We start from the raw sequence: 18,559 nt of genomic DNA on the forward strand, positions 1-18,559 counted from the left end.
TCCGGGCGTCCGCAGCCATCTTTTCGCCGCGCGCGTTGCCAAGCTGACGCCCAAGCGGCTATCTCAACGCCTCGAATTCCCCGGAGACGTCTCGTCCATGCGCCTGTCGCGCTATTTCCTGCCCGTTCTGAAAGAAGCTCCCTCCGACGCCCAGATCGTTTCGCACCAGCTGATGCTGCGCGCGGGCATGATCCGCCAGGAGGCGGCGGGGATCTACGCCTGGCTGCCGCTGGGCCTGAAGGTGCTCAACAAGGTCGAGCAGATCGTCCGCGAGGAGATGGACCGGGCCGGGGCCATCGAGCTGCTGATGCCGACCCTGCAACTGGCCGACCTGTGGCGCGAGTCGGGCCGCTATGACGCCTACGGCCCCGAGATGCTGCGCATCGTCGACCGCCACGAGCGCGAGCTGCTGTACGGGCCCACCAACGAGGAAATGGTCACCGAGATCTTCCGGGCCTATGTGAAGAGCTACAAGGACGTTCCCAAGAACCTCTACCACGTGCAGTGGAAGTTCCGCGACGAGCGCCGTCCGCGCTTCGGCGTGATGCGCGGCCGCGAGTTCCTGATGAAGGACGCCTACAGCTTCGACCTCGACGCCGAGGGCGCGCGCAAGGCCTACAACCGCATGTTCGTGGCCTATCTGAACCTGTTCTCGCGCATGGGCCTGAAGGCCGTGCCGATGCGCGCCGACACCGGCCCGATCGGCGGCGACCTCAGCCACGAATTCATCGTCCTGGCCGACACCGGCGAGAGCGCCGTGTTCTGCCACAAGGATCTGGTCGAGATGCCCGCGCCCGGTCCGGATGTCGACTGGTACGGCGACCTGCAGCCGCTGGTGAACCAGCGCACGGCGCTCTACGCCGCCACCGAGGAAATGCACGACGAGGCGGCCTTCGCCGCCCTGCCCGAGGGCGACCGCCTGTCGGCGCGCGGCATCGAGGTCGGCCACATCTTCTCGTTCGGGACCAAGTATTCCGAGCCGATGAAGGCCCTGGTCACCGGGCCGGACGGCAAGGACGTGCCGGTGCAGATGGGCAGCTATGGCGTCGGCGTCTCGCGCCTGCTGGGCGCGATCATCGAGGCCAGCCACGACGAGGGCGGCATCATCTGGCCGGAAGCCGTCGCCCCGTTCGGCGTCGGGATCATCAACATGCGCCAAGGCGACGCCGCCTGCGACGAGGCCTGTCAGACCGCCTACGAGGCGCTGAAGGCCGCCGGCCGCGATCCGCTGTACGACGACACCGACACCCGCGGCGGCGCCAAGTTCGCGACCATGGACCTGATCGGCGTGCCCTGGCAGCTGATCGTCGGCCCCAAGGGCCTGGCCGAGGGCGTGGTCGAGCTCAAGAACCGCAAGACCGGCGAACGCCATTCCGCGCCGCTGGCCGATGTCATCGCCCAACTCTCGGGCAAGGCCGCCTGATGGCCCTCGGCGCGGGTCCGTTCGGAACCTGGGAGCGCACCGTCGCCTGGCGGTACCTGCGCAACAAGCGCAAGAACGGCGGCGCGGCGGTGATCACCATCATTTCGTTCACGGCGGTGATGCTGGCGGTCTTCGCCCTGATCACCGTGATGAGCGTCATGAACGGTTTTCGCGCCGAGCTTCTGGGCCGACTGCTGGGCTTCAACGGTCACGTCTACGCCCAGGGACCGCTGCTGAACGGACCCGACCGCGACGGCGTCATCGGCCGCATCAAGGCCGTGCGCGGCGTCACCCAGGCCGCGCCGATGGTCGAGGCCCAGGCCATGGTCATCGGCCCCAGCCAGGTGTCCGGCGCCATCGTGCGCGGCGTGACCCCGGCCGACCTGCGGGGCATGAAGATGATCTCGTCCAATATCAAGCGCGGCTCTCTGGCCGGGTTCGGCGAGGGCGAGTACGGCGGCGACATGGTGCTGATCGGCGACCGCATGGCCCGTAATCTCGGCCTGTCGGTGGGCGACGCCATCACCCTGATCTCGCCCTCCGGCCCGGCCACGGCGTTCGGGACCTCGACGCGCGAGAAGGACTATACGGTCGGCGGCATCTTCAGCGTCGGCATGAGTCAGTTCGACGAGAGCTTCGTCTACATGGCGCTGCCTCAGGCCCAGCTGTTCTTCGGCAGGGACACCTCGATCGACTATGTCGAGATCAAGGTCGCCGATCCGGACAAGGCCAAGGAGATCAAGCCGATCATCGAGCAGGCCAGCGGCCCGGGCACCTTCGTCCAGGACTGGATGGACAAGAACGCCAGCTACTTCAACGCCCTGCAGGTCGAGCGCAAGGTGATGCGGCTGATCCTGTTCATCGTCGTGGCCATCGCCACCCTGAATATCATCTCGGCCCTGGTCATGTTGGTGAAGAACAAGAGCCGCGACATCGCCATCCTGCGCACCATCGGCGCCAGCCAGGCCGCGATCCTGCGGATCTTCGTCATGGCCGGCGCCGCGATCGGCCTGTCGGGCACCCTGGCGGGGCTGCTGCTCGGGGTGTTGTTCTGCGCCAACATCGCCGCCATCCAGAATTTCGTGGAGTGGGTGAGCGGTACGGCGGTGTTCAGTGCGGACGTCTACTTCCTGGCCCACATCCCGGCCAAGATCGACTGGGCCGAGGTCGGGGTGATCGTCGCCATAACGACCCTGCTCAGCGTGTTGGCCGCCCTGTTGCCGGCGCTCTGGGCCTCTCGGCTCGATCCCGTCGAGGCCCTTCGCTATGAGTAGCCCCGTCCTGGCCCTGCGCGGCGTCGAGCGCACCTATGTCACCGAGGCCGGCGCCCTGAACGTGCTGCGCGGCGTCGACCTGGACGTCTATCCCGGCGAGGTGGTCGGGCTGATCGGTCCGTCCGGCTCGGGCAAGTCGTCGCTGCTGCACGCGGCCGGCCTGCTGGAGCGGCCGAACGCCGGGATCATCGCCCTGGACGGCCGCGACTGCTCCAAGCTGTCCGAGCGCCAGCGCACCAAGGCGCGGCTGTCGACGGTCGGCTTCGTCTACCAGTTCCACCATCTGCTGCCCGAGTTCAGCGCCCTGGACAACGTGGCCATGCCGGCCATGATCGCTGGCAAGGGCCGGGGCGAGGCGCGCGCCGCCGCCGAGGTGATGCTGGAGCAGCTGGGCCTGGCCGAGCGCATCGAGCATCAGCCGGGCCAGATGTCGGGCGGCGAGCAGCAGCGGGTGGCCATCGCCCGCGCCCTGGCCAACCATCCGAAGCTTTTGCTGGCCGACGAGCCGACCGGCAACCTCGACCCGGCCAATTCGGCGGCGGTGTTCCAGGCCCTGTACGACCAGGCCCGGCGCCGGGGCGTGGCGGCCTTGATCGCCACCCACAACATGGAGCTGGCCCGCTACATGGACCGGGTCTTCGCCCTGAAGGACGGCCACCTGGTGGCGCAGTCCTTCTAAAGCAGAGCGTCGCGCATCGCCGCGTAGAACCCGGCCTGGTCGATCTTCTTGATCACCCGCGCGTTCGGGAGGCGGCGCTTCAGGGCCGGATCCGCCACCTCGATGTCGGGCAGGATGGGGTGCGAGACGCTGAGATAGCCGCGCGTCAGCTCGCCCATCGTCTCGACGTCGACCGCGGCCATTTCCGACTCCAGGATCAGGCCCTCGTCCAGCGCCACGGCGCAGGTCAGGGCGTCGGGATGCAGGCTGCCGTCGAGGCCCTGCGTCTGCTGGGCGAAGGCCAGGGACGTGCGGTTGACCTTGGTGAAGAACGCCGCGCGCGGCGTGCCCAGGGCGTCCAGCGCCGCCAGCTGCTCCACGGTCAGCAGGCCGTCCCGCAAGGTTTCGGTCCAGGTGACGAGGCTGGTCGGGAAGCCGGCGTTGATCACGATCTTGGCTGCTTCCGGGTCGACATAGAGATTGTACTCGGCCGCCGGGGTGACGTTGCCCACGCCGTTGTCGGTTCCGCCCATGATCCACAGATGCTTGACGGCCTGGGCGATGCGCGGCTCGCGCAGATAGGCCAGGGCGATGTTGGTCAGGGCGGCCTGGGCGATCAGGGTGATCTCGCCGGGCGCGGCCATCACCCGCCGCACGATCTCGTCGGCCGCGTGGCCGGGGGAGGGGCGTTGGACGGCTTTCGGAAGGCCGCTGTCGCTCATGCCGTCGGCCCCGAACACATAGGCCGCGTCCAGCGGCGCGCGCGTGAACGGTCGCTGGGCGCCCAGATAGACCGGAACCTCGCCGCCGCGCCCGCAGGCTTCCAGGGTCGCCAGGGCGTTCTCGGCGTGCTGCTCGAAACCGACATTGCCGTGGGCGATGGTGATGGCCTCGACCGTCACGCCCGGACGGCGCAGGGCGAGCATCAGGGAGAACACGTCGTCCCCGGCGGTGTCGGTGTCGATGATCAGGCGCATGGCGGCGATCTGCGCCGATCCGCGCGCCAAATCCACCGGAAAAGCGGGCCGCGACCCATCGGCGCAGATCGCGCGACAAAAAAGCGCGCGATCGAACACGGGTCTCTTGCGGATGGGAACAAAAGTGGAATATAGAACAAACAAGCAACGACCGCAGGAGGGTTCCCATGGTCCGTATCGCGCGTGAGTCTTTGGCGCTTGTATCTGTCGTCAGCTTCGTCTGGATGATGTGCCAGGTCGCCCAGCTGGTGGCCTGAGTCGCGAAAGCATGAGGTGCGGTGATGTCGGGCAGTGAAGGTCAGGGTTTCGTCCACCTTCGCGTGCGTTCGGCCTATTCGCTGCTGGAAGGCGCCATCAAGGCCGACAAGATTCCCGGCATGGCCGCGGCGGCCGGCATGCCGGCGGCGGGGCTGGTGGACCGCAACAACCTGTTCGGGGCGCTCGAATATTCCATCTACTCCAAGGACTACGGGGTCCAGCCGATCATCGGCTGCGCCCTGGCGGTGTCGGGCGTGGGGGCTGGGCCGACCGAGCGCTGGGCCCGCACGCCGACCATCACCCTGCTGGTCCAGAACGAGCGGGGCTATCTAAACCTCTCGGAACTGTCGTCCCTGGCCTATCTGGAAAGCGGCGAGATGGCCGAGCCGGTCGTGCCGTGGGCCAAGGTGGTCGAGCACGCCGAGGGGCTGATCCTGCTGTCGGGCGGCACGGACGGCCCGGTCGACGCCCTGCTGGCCGCCGGCAAGACCGCCGAGGGCGAGGCCGCCCTGGCCGAGATGCAGCGGGTGTTCGGCGACCGCTTCTATGTCGAGCTGCAGCGCCACGGCCTGCCGCGCCAGGCCGCCGCCGAGCCGGGCCTGGTCCACTGGGCCTACGAGAACGACGCGCCGCTGGTCGCCACCAACGACGTCTATTACGCCAAGCCCGCCCTGTACGACGCCCACGACGCCCTGCTGTGCATCTCCGACGGCGCCTTCGTCGGCCAGGACGAGCGGCGGCGCGTGACGCCCGAGCACTGGTTCAAGCCGGCCGAGGATATGCGCAAGCTGTTCGCCGACCTGCCGGAGGCCTGCGACAACACCCTCGACATCGCCCGCCGCTGCGCCTTCATGGTGCACAAGCGCGATCCGATCCTGCCCAGCTTCCCCACCGGCGACGGCCGCAGCGAGCCGGAGGAGCTGACCCACCAGGCCGAGGAAGGGCTGCGCAGGCGCCTGGCGGCGCTGTCCGAACTGGCCGCGCCGGAGGAGGAGTACTGGGAACGGCTGAGGTTCGAGCTCGGCATCATCATCAAGATGGGCTTCCCGGGCTACTTCCTGATCGTGTCCGACTTCATCAAGTGGGGCAAGGAGCACGGCATTCCGGTGGGGCCGGGACGGGGTTCGGGCGCCGGCTCGCTGGTGGCCTGGGTGCTGACCATCACCGACCTGGACCCGCTGCGCTTCGGCCTGCTGTTCGAGCGCTTCCTCAATCCGGAGCGGGTGTCGATGCCCGACTTCGACGTCGACTTCTGCCAGGAGCGCCGCGAAGAGGTGATCTCCTATGTGCAGGAGAAGTACGGCCGCGACCGCGTGGCCCAGATCATCACCTTCGGCTCGCTGCAGGCCCGCGCCGTGCTGCGCGACGTCGGCCGGGTGATGCAGCTGCCGCTGGGCCTGGTCGACCGGCTCTGCAAGATGGTGCCCAACAACCCGGCCGCGCCGGTGACCCTGGCCCAGGCCATCGACATCGAGCCGCGCCTGAAGCAGGCCCGTGACGAGGACGCCAACGTCAAGGCCTGCCTGGACGTGGCCCTGCAGCTGGAGGGTCTGTTCCGCAACGCCTCGACCCACGCCGCCGGCGTGGTGATCGGCGACCGGCCCCTGACGCAGCTGACCCCCCTCTACAAGGATCCGCGCTCGGACCTGCCGGCCACCCAGTTCAACATGAAGTGGGTCGAGAGCGCCGGCCTGGTGAAGTTCGACTTTCTGGGCCTGAAGACCCTGACGGTGCTGGATCGGGCGGTGAAGCATCTGGCCAAGCGTGGCATGGTTGTCGACCTGGGCCAGCTGCCGTTCGACGACGCCAAGACCTACGAGCTTCTCGCCTCCGGCCAGACGGTCGGCGTGTTCCAGCTGGAAAGCCAGGGCATGCGCGACACCCTGCGCAAGATGCGCTGCAGCTCGATCGAGGAGATCACCGCGCTGATCTCGCTGTACCGCCCGGGGCCGATGGACAACATCGACACCTTCGTGGACTGCAAGTTCGGCCGCAAGCCCGTCGACAACCTGCACCCCTCGCTGGAGAAGGTGCTGAAGGAGACCTACGGCGTCATCGTCTACCAGGAACAGGTGATGCAGATCGCCCAGATCCTGGCCGGCTACAGCCTGGGCGAGGCCGACCTCCTGCGCCGGGCCATGGGCAAGAAGAAGAAAGAGGAGATGGATCTCCAGAAGATCCGTTTCGTCGCCGGGGCCAAGGAAAAGGGCGTCCCGGAGGATCAGTCCGGCTCGATCTTCGAACTGGTGGCCAAGTTCGCCGGCTACGGCTTCAACAAGTCGCACGCCGCCGCCTACGCCCTGATTTCGTACCAGACGGGCTGGCTGAAGGCCAATACGCCGGTCGAGTTCCTGGCCGCTTCGATGAGCCTGGATCTGTCCAACACCGACAAGCTGGCGGTCTTCCACCAGGACGCCCGGCGCTTCGACATCACCGTGCGCCCGCCGGACGTCAACCGCTCGGGCGCCGACTTCGAGGTCGAGAACGGCGAGGTGCTGTACGCCCTGGGCGCCGTGCGCAACGTCGGTCTCGAAGCCATGAAGCACTTGGTCGCTGTGCGCGAGGAGGGCGGGCCGTTTCGCGACATCTTCGACTTCGTCGAGCGGGTCGATCCCAAGCTGGTCAACAAGCGGGCGATCGAGAACCTGGCCCGGGCCGGGGCCTTCGACTCCATCCATAAGAACCGCGCCCAGATTTTCGCCTCGGCCGACGTGTTGATCGCCCACGGCCAGAGCATCGCCGCCGACCGCCAGGGCGGCCAGCACGCCCTGTTCGGCGGCGATCCGGCCGCCGGCCGGCCGCGCCTGAAGAAGACCGAGCCCTGGACGCAGGTCGACCTGCTGGACGAGGAGCTGGCCGCGGTCGGCTTCTACCTGACCGGCCACCCGCTGGACGACATGGTCGGGGTGCTGCGCCGTCGCCGCACGGCCATGTTGACCGAGGTCATCCCCCGGGCGGAGGCGGGCATGGAGGCCTTCCGCATGTGCGGCGTGGTTCGTCGCCGCCAGGAGCGCGCCTCGCAGAGCGGCGAGCGCTTCGCCTTCGTCTCGCTGTCGGATCCCAGCGGCGAGTACGAGGTGCTGTTTCCGCCTGAAGCCCTGCGCAAGTGCCGCGAGGTGCTCGAGCCGGGCAAGGCGGTGTCGATCAAGGTCCGCGCCAAGGCCCGCGACGGCGAGGTGCGGTTCTTCGGCGACGACGCCGAGCCGATTGAGAAGGCCATCGAGAACATGGTGGCGGGCCTGCGCCTGCACCTGTCGCCCTCGGCCACCGAGATCGAGGCCCTGAAGAAGCGGCTGGAGCCGGCCGCCTCGCCGCGCGGCGGCGAGGTCAGCCTGATCGCCGCCCTGGGCGGCGGCCGTGAGATCGAGATGAAGCTGCCCGGCCGCTACACCCTCGACGCCGCCCTGCGCGGCGCCCTGAAGACCGCGCCCGGCGTGGCGTTGTTGGAAGACGTCTGATGCGGACGGCCCCCGCCAACCCACGCGGTCATGGCGGCGGGGCGGTGGGCCGAGCGGCGCGGGGAGATGGTCGCCGATGGGATTCTGAGGGGCGTGTTCCGGACACAGAACTGCGCCCGCCGTGTAGGGGGCAGGCGGTCGGTTTGATCTTGGGCTTGCCCGCAGGGGAGGGAGATGATGGACGCGCTTGGTGTTCCGCCGGCGGCGTTGCGCGACACCGACGCGCTGGAGCTGGCCCGCGTCTGGATCGCCGAGCAGGGGCTGCACTGTTCCCTGCGGGTGGGGCTTTATGCCGGCGACGGCGTGTCCCGGGAGACGGCGGCCTGGGGCGTCGTCCTGGCCGACCTGGCGGGACACGTCGCCGACGCGCTGAGCGCCGAAGGCATGGGATCCCGAGAGAACCTGCTGGACGCGCTGGCCGAACGTTTCAACGACGAGATGATTTCCCCCTCGTCCGAACGGAGAGGCGGAAGGGGCGTGAAGGCGGACTGACACCCCCATGGCCGTATTGCGCGTTTGAAGTGAAAGCCGGTTTGTCGGCGACGGGCCGGGTGGTCGAGCGGATCTGAAACCGGTGGATCGCGTCGGACTTGGAGTACGCCCACGCCATCGTGTCGTCGGTCGGACGCGCAAGGCGCGGCGATCCTGTGAGTTAGGAGAGGAAACCCCATGGCCAGACATGAAGGCGGCTGCCAGTGCGGCGCGGTGCGCTATGCGGTGGATGTCGAACTGGACAATCTGATCACCTGCAACTGCTCGCGGTGCGGCAAGCTGGGCTCGGTGCTGGCCTTCGCGCCGGCCTCGGCGTTCGAGTTGAAGCAGGGCCAGGACGCCCTGACCGAATTCCGCTTCAACACCCACAGGATCTCGCACCTGTTCTGCCGGACCTGCGGCATCCAATCCTTTGGCCGCGGGGTCGGACCGGACGGAGCCGAGACGGCGGCGATCAATGTCCGCTGCCTGGACGACGTGGACGTCTTCGCCCTGGAGCCCCGCAAGTTTGACGGCAAGTCGCGCTAGGGCGTGTCGGGGCGGACGCAGCCGCCCGCGCCGCCTAGAGCATCGTGCGGAAAAGTGGAGACCGGTTTTCCGCGAAAACGCTGCGAAAACAAAAGGTTAGAGCGGGCCGTGCGATTCCTGCATCGCGCGACTTGCTCTAACCCGCTCCGACTGGTTCCGCGATCCCGTCCGGGCTAGACCTCGTCCCCGGGGGACGACGAACCATGCGAATCCTAGTGCTCGGCGCCTACGGCCTGATCGGCGGCTATGTCTGCGCGCGACTGCTGGCCGAGGACCACGCCGTGATCGGGGTCGGACGCGACATCGCCGCGGCTCGCCGGCGCTTCCCCGCCGTCGACTGGCGCGCCGCCGACCTGCGGATCGCCACGGTCGCCGACTGGGCCGCGATGCTCCAGGGCGTCGACGCCGTGGTCAATTGCGCCGGCGCCCTGCAGGACAGCCCGCGCGACAACCTGAAGGCGGTGCACATCGACGGTGTCGCGCGGCTGGTCGAGGCCTGCGGCAAGGCTGGGGTCACGCGTTTCGTCCACGTCTCGGCGGCCGGCGTCGGTTCCGGCCGGCCCACGGTCTTCAACACCACCAAGCAGGCGGCCGAGGCCCTGTTGCGCGCCAGCGCGCTGGACTGGACGATCCTGCGGCCGGGCCTGGTGCTGGCTCCGGCGGCCTATGGAGGCACGGCCCTGCTGCGCGGCTTGGCGGGGTTTCCACTGGTCGTGCCCATCGCCTATCCCGACAGCCTGATCCACACCACCTCGGCCGAGGACGTGGCCATCGCCGTGCAGCGGGCGGTGGCGCTGGGCGCGCGGCGGCGGATCAGCGTCGACCTGGTCCACGCCAAGGCGGTGACCCTGGCCGAACTGGTGACGACGCTGCGCGGCTGGCTGGGCTTGCCGCCCGCCCGGGTGGTCGCCGTGCCGCCGATCCTGGCCCGCATGACCGCCGCGGCCGTCGACGCCCTGGCCTGGCTGGGCTGGCGCAGCCCGATGCGCACGGCCTCGCTGGAACAACTGCGCGCCGGCGTGCCCGGCGACGCCGACCAGGCCCAGAGGCTGCTGGGCTTCGCGCCCCGCTCGCTGCGCGCCATGCTCGACGGTTGGCCGTCCGGCGTGCAGGAGCGCTGGTTCTCCAAGAGCTATTTCCTCAAGCCGACGATCCTGTTCACCCTGTTCGGCTTCTGGTTCCTGTCGGGCCTGATCGGCCTGACCGCCGGCTTCGACCAGGCCGTGTCGGTGCTGACCACGGCCGGGGTCGGACTGGGTCCGGCCAAGGCGGCGGTGATCGGCGGCGGCGTCGCCGACATCGCCCTGGCCCTGCTGCTGGCCTTCCGCAGGACCGCCGGCGCGGCCCTGCTGGGCATGCTGGCGCTGACCGCCGGCTATCTGGTCGGCGGCGCCCTTGTCAGACCCGACTTGTGGCTGGACCCGCTGGGGCCGTTTCTCAAGAGCGTTCCCGCCGCGGTGCTGGCCCTGGCGGCCCTGGCGCTGCTGGACGAACGCTGAGACGGGAGCGCCCAGGTGGACCTCTACACCCTGGTCAAGGTCGCCCATGTGATCGGCTCGACGGTGCTGTTGGGCACGGGGGCGGGCATCGCCTTCTTCATGCTGATGGCCCATCGCACCCGCGACCCGGCCCTGATCGCCCACACCGCCGGGATCGTGGTGTTGGCCGACACCGTGTTCACCGCCACCGCCGTCATCGCCCAGCCGACCACCGGCGCGGCCCTGGCCCATATGGCCGGCTATCCGATCCTGAGCGGCTGGATCGGGCTGAGCCTGGCGCTCTACGTCGTCACCGGTCTGTGCTGGCTGCCGGTGGTATGGATCCAGCTGAAGCTGCGCGACTTGGCCACGGCGGCGACCCGCGACGGCGCCGCTCTGCCCACGCGCTATTTCAAGCTGTTCCGCGTTTGGTTCGTACTGGGCTTTCCCGCCTTCGCCGCCGTGACCGGCATCCTGTGGCTGATGATCGCCAAACCGTCGTTCTGAGGCCTGAGCGAGCGAGCGGGCGGGGGCGGCGGCCTACCAGGCCGAGGCGCGGCCGTTGGGCAGGCGGGCGCGGCCGAGGCGGCGCTTGGCCGCCTTGCCGCAGCCGACGATCATCGGCGCGTCGGCCCCGCGCAGCAGAGGCAGGTCGTCGAGGCTGTCGGTATAGGCGTAGGCCCAGCGCTGGCCATGACCCGCCTCGGCCAGGGCCTGGCACTTGCGCTGGTGGCGGCAGTGGACGTCGGCGACCCAGCCGCCGGCCCGGCGCTTGAGCGAGGTGCCCAGCACGACGATCGGCCGGTCCAGGGGCGCGATCAGGGCCTGGGCCAGGACGGTCGGGGCGGCGGTGACCACCACCACCTCGTCGCCGCCGGCGAAGTGGGCGTCCAGGGTCCGGACCCCTTGGCCCCGCCAGCGCAGGGGGAGGGCCCCCGCCTGGAAGCGGGCGGCGAAGTCGGCGCAGGACTCGCGCAGGGCCCGCTCGTCCAGCCCGACCGTGGCGATCCACAGCAGGATCGACGCCCCGGCCCGCCGGGTGCGCGGCGCGAGCACCATCGGAACGGCGATCGGGGCGGCCAGTAGCGTGGCCAGGAAACGGGGAACGGAACGGCGCGCCCGGTCCCACAGCCACAGCGCCGTGGAATCGCCGTCCAGCAGGGTGCCGTCGAGATCGAACACCGCGAGCATGAGCAACCTCCACCCGTTACGGCCCGCCGGAGGGAGGAGGAATCCCGGCCGATCGGGCGCGAACCATCAGACACGCGCTCTATGTCAGAAACGCGTGACGATTGAGGTTCAGCTGTGGACAGATCGGGTTCTTTTGTGGGCCTGTCCTGCCGTCTCCGGTCGGGGTGGTCATGATCGAACACCGGGCTTCCCGTCGAGTGCTGGATCGAGCGGGTTCGCGTTCGACCGCGATGTCCTCCGCGCGGGAGAACCGTGCGCGCTCTATCGCCTGAGCCGATCGGCCGGGGAGGGGATCCTGGCATGACCTTGCCGGGCCGGCGGCGGGAGCGGCGAGGTTTCGGCCTCTAAGGGCTTGCTTTTTGGTCCGTTCGCGCCTATCTGCGCGGCCATTCCACACGTGGACGTGCGGCGACGCCGGGGAGACATCCCGTCGTTACCGTTCCGGTCCCGGTCCGAATCGTCGGAGCGGGGGTGTCCACGGAGGTTCAACCGGAAGAAGGAGACCTATCATGGCGCTTCCCGAATTCTCCATGCGTCAGCTCTTGGAAGCTGGCGCCCACTTCGGCCACCAGACCCACCGCTGGAACCCGAAGATGGACCGCTACATCTTTGGTTCGCGTTCGAACATCCACATCATCGACCTGTCGCAGTCGATCCCGCTGCTGCACCAGGCCCTGGTGAAGGTGCGTGAAGTCGCCGCCGCCGGCGGCCGCGTGCTGTTCGTCGGCACCAAGCGCCAGGCCAGCGACCCGGTCGCCACGGCCGCCAAGCGCTGCGCCCAGTACTATGTCAACCACCGCTGGCTCGGCGGCACCCTGACCAACTGGCGCACCGTCTCGGGCTCGATCGCGCGCCTGCGCGAGCTGGAAGGCGTTCTGTCGGGCGAAGGCGCCGGCCGTTCCAAGAAGGAACTGCTGCAGCTGACCCGCGAGCGCGACAAGCTGGAGCTGTCGCTGGGCGGCATCAAGGACATGGGCGGCATCCCCGACATCATGTTCGTGATCGACACCAACAAGGAAGCGATCGCGATCCTGGAAGCCCGCAAGCTGAACATCCCGGTCGTCGCCATCCTCGACACCAACTGCGATCCGGACGGCATCACCTATCCGATCCCGGGCAACGACGACGCCGCCCGCGCCCTGCAGCTGTACTGCGACCTGATCGCCGACGCCGTCCTGGACGGTCTGGCCGCCGGCCAAGCCGCTTCGGGCGTCGACCTGGGCGCCTCGGTGGCTCCGGTCGAGCCGACCCTGGCCCGCGAACTGACCCCGGAGCCGGTGGCTGAAGCCGCCGCCGCCGAAGCGGCTCCGGAAGCCGCTCAGGACGCGACGACCGAAGCCCTGGACGCCGTCGCCGACGAGCCGGCCGCGAGCTGATTTTCCGATCGCCGGGTCGGGATTTCGGTCCTGACCCGGTCTTCGTGACCCTGTCATGCGACCGAGCTATCAAGCTCGGTCGCTAAACGTTTGAATCTGGAGGATTTCATGGCTGAGATCACGGCAGCGCTGGTGAAAGAACTGCGCGAAAAGTCCGGCGTCGGCATGATGGACTGCAAGAAGGCCCTGCAAGAGAACGGCGGCGACATCGACGCCTCCATCGACTGGCTGCGCGCCAAGGGCCTGTCCAAGGCCGCCAAGAAGGCCGACCGCGTCGCGGCCGAAGGCCTGGTCGGCATCGCCGTCCGCAACGACGGCGCCGGCATGACCGCCGCGGCCGTCGAGGTGAACGCCGAGACCGACTTCCTGGGCCGTAACGACCTGTTCCAGAACGCCGTCCGCAAGATCGCGGCCGTCGGCCTGGACAACGACGGCGTGGACGCCATCAACGCGGCCAAGACCGCCGACGGCGACGTCGTGTCGGACGTACTGACCAACCTGATCGCCACCATCGGCGAGAACATGGTCCTGCGCCGCTCGGCCAAGTTCAGCGTCGCCCAGGGCGCGGTGTCGTCCTACATCCACAATGCGACCGCTCCGGACCTGGGCCGTATCGGCGTGCTCGTGGCCATCGAAGGCGCTGGCGACCAGGCCAAGATCCTGGAGCTGGGCCGCAAGATCGCCATGCACGTGGCCGCCACCGCCCCGCTGTCGCTGTCGCCGGACGACCTGGACCAGGCCGCCATCGAGAAGGAGCGCCAGATCTTCACCGAGCAGGCGCTGGAGTCGGGCAAGCCCGCCGCCGTCGTCGAGAAGATGGTCGAAGGCCGCATCCGCAAGTTCCTGGAAGAAGTCGTGCTGCTGAAGCAGGCCTTCGTCATGAACCCGGACCAGACCGTCGAGCAGCTGGTCGCCGAGGCCGGCAAGGAACTGGGCTCGCCGCTCACCGTGAAGGGCTTCGTTCGCCTGGCCCTGGGTGAAGGCGTCGAGAAGGCTCCGGAAGGCGATTTCGCCGCCGAGGTCGCCGCCATGGCCGGCCAAGCCTAAGTCTTCTCCGCCGCCTTCCCAGTCTTCGGAAAAAGGGGGCGGCGGACCAGACCGCCTATCGAAGGCGCGGCGCGCATTGAGCGCGCGCCGCGCCTTTTTTGCGCGCGGGTCGCGTTCTGCACGCGATCTGGCCGGTTTCAGCCCGGAAAACCGATCCCACTTTTCCGGAACGCGCACTATGTTGCGTCCCGTCGACTCAGGAAGAGCCTCCGCATGTCCGAACCCCAGCACAGACCCTATCGCCGCGTGCTTCTGAAGGTTTCGGGCGAGGTGTTGATGGGCGACACGCCCTACGGCATCGACACCAAGACCGTCGAATCGGTGGCCGAGGATATCCGCGAGATCGTCCAGTCCGGCGTCGAGCTGTGCCTGGTGATCGGCGGCGGCAACATCTTCCGCGGCATGGCCGGCGCGGCCAAGGGCATGGAACGCTCCAGCGCCGACTACATGGGCATGTTGGCCACGGTGATGAACGCCCTGGCCATGCAGGACGCCCTGGAGCGCATCGGCGTCTCCACCCGCGTGCAGTCGGCCATCCCGATGGCCACCGTCTGCGAACCCTACATCCGCCGCCGCGCCCAGCGGCACCTGGAGAAGGGCAGGGTGGTGATCTTCGCCGCCGGCACAGGCAACCCGTTCTTCACCACCGACACCGCCGCCGCCCTGCGCGCCGCCGAGATGCAGTGCGACGCCCTGTTCAAGGGCACCAGCGTCGACGGCATCTACAGCGCCGATCCCAAGAAGGACCCTGAGGCCAAGCGCTACGACACGCTCAACTACATGGACGTGCTGGCCAAGGACCTGCGGGTCATGGACGCCTCGGCCGTGGCTCTGATGCGCGACAACAACATCCCGATCGTGGTCTTCTCCATCAAGGGACGCGGCAACCTGCTGAACGTCCTCAAGGGGCAGGGAACGCACACCGTCGTCTCCGGCGCCCGCGCCGCCTAATTTCCCAGCGAAGAGAGCCCAAGCCATGGCCACCGCCGAAAAGCCCGTCCTGTCCCGCTACAAGGACCGCATGGACAAGTCCGTCGTCGCCCTGAAGGAGGAGTTCGCCTCCCTGCGCACGGGCCGCGCCTCCGCCAGCCTGCTGGACCAGGTGATGGTCGAGGCCTACGGCTCGTCGACCCCGCTGAACGCGGTGGCCTCGATCAGCGTACCCGAGCCGCGCCAGATCAATGTCAACGTCTGGGACAAGGGCGTCGTCGTCTCCGTCGAAAAGGCGATCCGCAATGCGGGCCTGGGCCTGAACCCGGTGGTCGAGGGCCAGAACCTGCGCATCCCGATCCCGCCGCTGACCGAGGAGCGCCGCAAGGAACTGGTCAAGGTCGCCGGCAAATACGCCGAGCAACAAAAGGTCGCGGTCCGCAACATCCGCCGCGACGCCAACGACGACCTCAAGAAGGCCGAAAAGGCTTCCGTCATCAGCGAAGACGAGCTGAAGAAGATGGAGACGGAGGTCCAGAAGATGACCGACGAGGCCATCAAGCGCGTCGACGAGGCCTTGAAAACCAAAGAACAAGAGATCATGCAGGTTTAGCATCGACCTGTGTGTGGGGGACGATGAGGGAAGGCTGAAGCGCATGGCGCCGACGACCGGCCTGCAGGATGTCACGACGCGCGCCGGGGGCGCGAAGTCGGGCCAATCCCTGCATGTGGCCATCATCATGGACGGCAACGGCCGTTGGGCGAAGCGGCGCAACCTGCCGCGCGTCCTGGGTCATCGCGCCGGCGTCAACGCCCTGAAGCGGACCGTCGAAGGCGCCGCGCCGCTGGGCGTGGGCGTGATGACCGTGTTCGGCTTCTCCACCGAGAACTGGAGCCGTCCGCCGCAGGAGGTGTCGGAACTGATGGGCCTGCTGAAGGCCTATCTGGAGTCCGACCTCGAGCGCCTGGCCCGCGAGGGCGTGAGGGTGCGGATCATCGGCCGTCGGACCGGCCTGGCCCCCGACGTGCTGGACGTCATCGAGCGGGCCGAGCGCCGGACCGCCCATAACGACGCCTTCCTGCTGCAGGTGGCGTTCAACTATGGCGGCCGGGCCGACATCGCCGACGCCGCGCGCGCCTTCGCCGAGGCGGTGGAGCGGGGCGAGGCCCGGGCGGCCGACCTGGACGAGGCGCTGTTCGAACAGCGCCTGTCGACGGCCGGAGCCCCGGCGCCCGACGTGATCGTGCGCACCAGCGGCGAGCAGCGGATCTCGAATTTCCTGCTTTGGGAATGCGCCTACGCCGAACTCGTGTATCAGGATGTTCTTTGGCCGGACTATGGGCCCGAACATCTGGCCGCCGCGTTGACGGAGTATCGCAGCCGCGACCGTCGCTATGGAGGTATCGCCGTCGATGACGTCGCCGTCGCCGGCTAAACGTTTCAACTGGAGCAACCTGCGGATCCGTGTCGCCTCGGCCACGGTGCTGGTGCCTACGGTCGTGGCCGCCGTGTGGTTCGGCGATGTCTGGTACCTGGGCCTGATCCTGGTGGGCGTCGCATTGCTGGCCCGCGAATGGGCCGAGATGAGCGCCCGGCGGTCCGTGCTAGGCGTTGCCCTGGCGATCGGCGCGGCCGTGGCGATCTCGGTGATCGTCGCCTTCCGCGGCCATTACTACATCACCTGGCCGGTCGTGGTCGTCGGGGCCGTGGCCGCGGCGCTGATGGCGCGCGGTGCGGTCGAGCGGCGAGCCGACGCGGCCTATGGCGTGATCTATATCGCCCCGGCGGTGATCGCGATGATCTGGCTGCGCCGGATGGACGCCGGCCTCTCGTGGACCCTGCTGATGTTCACCGTCACCTGGTTCGCCGACATCTTCGCCTTCGCTGTCGGCAGCCTGCTGAAGGGCCCCAAGCTGTGGCCGCGCTATTCGCCCAACAAGACCTGGTCGGGCTTCTTCGGCGGGCTGGTCGCCGCCTCGCTGGGCGCGATCGGCATCGTGGCGCTGTCCCAGCTTCTGCCCGCCCTGCCGGACCTGCACCTGGCCTGGCCCGTGGCCGCCGCGATCGGCCTGCTGGGCGGCCTGGCCACCATGGCCGGCGACCTCTGGGAATCGATGCTCAAGCGCCGGTTCGGCGTGAAGGATTCGGGCGACCTGATCCCCGGCCACGGCGGCATGCTGGACCGGGTCGACGGCCTGATGTTCGCGGCGATCGTGGTCGCCGGCGCGCGGCTGCTGGACCAGTGGGGATGGCTGCCTTGACCGCCGCCCGCAAGGTCGTGGTGCTGGGCTCCACCGGATCCATCGGCGTCTCCACCCTGGACCTGTTCGAACAGGCGGGCGTCGCCGTCGAGATCCTGGCCCTGACGGCCGGCCGCAACGTCGCCAAGCTGGCCGAGCAGGCCCTGCGCTGGAAGCCCCAGGTCGCCGTCATCGACGACGAGACCTGTCTGGCCGAACTGCGCGAACGCCTGGCCGGTTCCGGCGTGCGGGCCGCCGCCGGCGCCGCCGCGGTCTCCGAGGCCGCCGCCATGGGCGCGGACTGGGTGATGTCGGCGATCGTCGGCGCGGCGGGCCTAGCCCCGACCCTGGCCGCGGCCCGCACCGGAGCGGTCATCGCCCTGGCCAACAAGGAAAGCCTGGTCTGCGCCGGCCCGGCCTTGCTGGCCATCGCCTGCCAGGCCGGCGGCTCGGTGATTCCCGTCGATTCCGAGCATTCGGCGATCTTCCAGGTGCTGCAGCGCGATTGTATCGACCGGGTGTCGCGCCTGATCCTGACGGCTTCGGGCGGCCCCTTCCGCACCTGGGACAAGGCCGCCATGGCCCAAGCCACGCCGGAGCAGGCGGTGGCCCACCCCAACTGGTCGATGGGCGCCAAGATTTCGGTCGATTCCGCGACGATGATGAACAAGGGCCTTGAGATGATCGAGGCGTCCTACCTGTTCGAGACCCCGCAAGAGCGCATCGACGTCGTGATCCACCCGCAGTCCGTGATCCACAGCCTGGTCGAGTACGCCGACGGCTCGACGCTGGCCCAGCTGGGGCCGCCGGACATGCGCAGCCCGATATCCTGCGCCTTCTCCTGGCCCCAGCGCCTGTCGTGGCCCGCCAAGCCCCTGGATCTGGCCGCGTACGCCAGCCTGACCTTCGAAGCGCCGGACCTGGACCGCTTCCCGTCGATCGCCATCGCCCGCGAGGCTTTGCGCCTGGGCGGCGGCGCGCCGGCCGCGATGAACGCCGCCAACGAGGTGGCCGTCGCGGCCTTCCTTGACCGCCAGATCGGCTTTCTGGATATTGCCGGCGCGGTGGCGGGGACTCTTGAGCGCATGAACGGCCTAGGCGAGCTCGCCGACAGCCACGGCGACGCCCTCGACAGCGCGATGATGACCGACGCTTCGGCCCGCCGCATTGCGGCCGAGGTTGTCGGCCAGAAGCGTACCTAGAGACTGACCGGGGAGTTGGGCGCCAC

Annotated in this window: 18 protein-coding genes; 16 read left to right on the forward strand and 2 right to left on the reverse strand. The window is 68.8% G+C overall.

Annotation, left to right across the window (positions count from 1 at the left end):
- Positions 1-97 precede the first annotated feature (97 nt).
- The 3 genes from proS to BM066_RS17080 are packed head-to-tail and all read left to right on the forward strand — an operon-like array spanning position 98 to position 3,376.
- Positions 98-1,423 carry a proline--tRNA ligase gene (proS, locus tag BM066_RS17070; RefSeq protein ID WP_089929652.1) on the forward strand — a complete coding sequence of 442 codons (1,326 nt, stop codon included), beginning with the start codon at positions 98-100 and terminating at the stop codon, positions 1,421-1,423.
- Positions 1,423-2,697, forward strand: a complete 1,275-nt coding sequence (locus BM066_RS17075; protein WP_089929653.1) for a lipoprotein-releasing ABC transporter permease subunit — start codon at positions 1,423-1,425, stop codon at positions 2,695-2,697. Before proS ends, BM066_RS17075 begins: the two co-directional genes overlap by 1 nt.
- A complete protein-coding gene (locus tag BM066_RS17080; protein ID WP_089929654.1) occupies positions 2,690-3,376 on the forward strand; it encodes an ABC transporter ATP-binding protein in 687 nt (228 codons plus the stop codon). Before BM066_RS17075 ends, BM066_RS17080 begins: the two co-directional genes overlap by 8 nt.
- Here the strand turns inward: BM066_RS17080 and BM066_RS17085 are convergent.
- Complete coding sequence (locus BM066_RS17085; protein ID WP_089929692.1) at positions 3,373-4,332, reverse strand: nucleoside hydrolase; 960 nt, start codon at positions 4,330-4,332, stop codon at positions 3,373-3,375. The two genes, BM066_RS17080 and BM066_RS17085, sit on opposite strands and share 4 nt — an antisense overlap.
- 167 nt (positions 4,333-4,499) lie before the next feature.
- On the opposite strand from BM066_RS17085, the gene sidA reads away from it, so the two are divergent.
- The 6 genes from sidA to BM066_RS17115 all read left to right on the forward strand — a co-directional run bounded on the left by sidA (position 4,500) and on the right by BM066_RS17115 (position 11,053).
- On the forward strand, positions 4,500-4,589 hold the full coding sequence (gene sidA, locus BM066_RS17090) for a cell division inhibitor SidA (RefSeq protein ID WP_035074860.1): 90 nt from the start codon (positions 4,500-4,502) through the stop codon (positions 4,587-4,589).
- 24 nt (positions 4,590-4,613) lie between these two features.
- Positions 4,614-8,048 carry a DNA polymerase III subunit alpha gene (dnaE, locus tag BM066_RS17095; RefSeq protein ID WP_089929655.1) on the forward strand — a complete coding sequence of 1,145 codons (3,435 nt, stop codon included), beginning with the start codon at positions 4,614-4,616 and terminating at the stop codon, positions 8,046-8,048.
- A 174-nt stretch (positions 8,049-8,222) separates the two neighbouring features.
- Positions 8,223-8,540 (forward strand): DUF5076 domain-containing protein, encoded by a 318-nt coding sequence (locus BM066_RS17100; protein WP_089929656.1) that lies wholly within the window; start codon positions 8,223-8,225, stop codon positions 8,538-8,540.
- 177 nt (positions 8,541-8,717) lie between these two features.
- Positions 8,718-9,068 carry a GFA family protein gene (locus BM066_RS17105; RefSeq protein WP_089929657.1) on the forward strand — a complete coding sequence of 117 codons (351 nt, stop codon included), beginning with the start codon at positions 8,718-8,720 and terminating at the stop codon, positions 9,066-9,068.
- A gap of 203 nt (positions 9,069-9,271) precedes the next feature.
- The gene (locus BM066_RS17110; RefSeq protein WP_089929658.1) at positions 9,272-10,567 is read left to right on the forward strand and encodes an SDR family oxidoreductase; all 1,296 of its coding nucleotides are present in this window, start codon (positions 9,272-9,274) and stop codon (positions 10,565-10,567) included.
- Positions 10,568-10,582: 15 nt separating this feature from the next.
- Entirely contained in the window at positions 10,583-11,053 is a 471-nt protein-coding gene (locus BM066_RS17115; RefSeq protein ID WP_089929659.1) for a DUF2269 family protein, read from the forward strand.
- 33 nt (positions 11,054-11,086) lie between these two features.
- Here BM066_RS17115 and BM066_RS17120 read toward each other — a convergent pair whose 3' ends face one another.
- Positions 11,087-11,737 (reverse strand): haloacid dehalogenase-like hydrolase, encoded by a 651-nt coding sequence (locus tag BM066_RS17120; RefSeq protein ID WP_089929660.1) that lies wholly within the window; start codon positions 11,735-11,737, stop codon positions 11,087-11,089.
- Positions 11,738-12,246: 509 nt separating this feature from the next.
- Here BM066_RS17120 and rpsB point away from each other — a divergent pair.
- From rpsB to BM066_RS17160, 7 genes are all read left to right on the forward strand, one after another.
- Positions 12,247-13,113 (forward strand): 30S ribosomal protein S2, encoded by an 867-nt coding sequence (gene rpsB, locus BM066_RS17130; protein WP_089929661.1) that lies wholly within the window; start codon positions 12,247-12,249, stop codon positions 13,111-13,113.
- A 108-nt stretch (positions 13,114-13,221) separates the two neighbouring features.
- Positions 13,222-14,160, forward strand: coding sequence for a translation elongation factor Ts (tsf, locus tag BM066_RS17135; RefSeq protein ID WP_089929693.1), 939 nt, complete (start codon positions 13,222-13,224; stop codon positions 14,158-14,160).
- Between the two features lie 213 nt (positions 14,161-14,373).
- Complete coding sequence (pyrH, locus tag BM066_RS17140; RefSeq protein WP_057184071.1) at positions 14,374-15,111, forward strand: UMP kinase; 738 nt, start codon at positions 14,374-14,376, stop codon at positions 15,109-15,111.
- A 25-nt stretch (positions 15,112-15,136) separates the two neighbouring features.
- Positions 15,137-15,703: a ribosome recycling factor gene (gene frr / locus BM066_RS17145; protein ID WP_089929662.1), complete on the forward strand. Its 567-nt coding sequence runs from the start codon at positions 15,137-15,139 to the stop codon at positions 15,701-15,703.
- Positions 15,704-15,746: 43 nt separating this feature from the next.
- Positions 15,747-16,526 (forward strand): polyprenyl diphosphate synthase, encoded by a 780-nt coding sequence (gene uppS, locus BM066_RS17150; protein WP_089929663.1) that lies wholly within the window; start codon positions 15,747-15,749, stop codon positions 16,524-16,526.
- Positions 16,504-17,352 carry a phosphatidate cytidylyltransferase gene (locus BM066_RS17155; RefSeq protein ID WP_089929664.1) on the forward strand — a complete coding sequence of 283 codons (849 nt, stop codon included), beginning with the start codon at positions 16,504-16,506 and terminating at the stop codon, positions 17,350-17,352. Before uppS ends, BM066_RS17155 begins: the two co-directional genes overlap by 23 nt.
- Positions 17,340-18,533, forward strand: a complete 1,194-nt coding sequence (locus tag BM066_RS17160) for a 1-deoxy-D-xylulose-5-phosphate reductoisomerase (RefSeq protein WP_089929665.1) — start codon at positions 17,340-17,342, stop codon at positions 18,531-18,533. Before BM066_RS17155 ends, BM066_RS17160 begins: the two co-directional genes overlap by 13 nt.
- Positions 18,534-18,559: the final 26 nt, after the last annotated feature.

The sequence above is a fragment of the Caulobacter sp. UNC279MFTsu5.1 genome (assembly GCF_900114015.1).
Classification (GTDB): domain Bacteria; phylum Pseudomonadota; class Alphaproteobacteria; order Caulobacterales; family Caulobacteraceae; genus Caulobacter.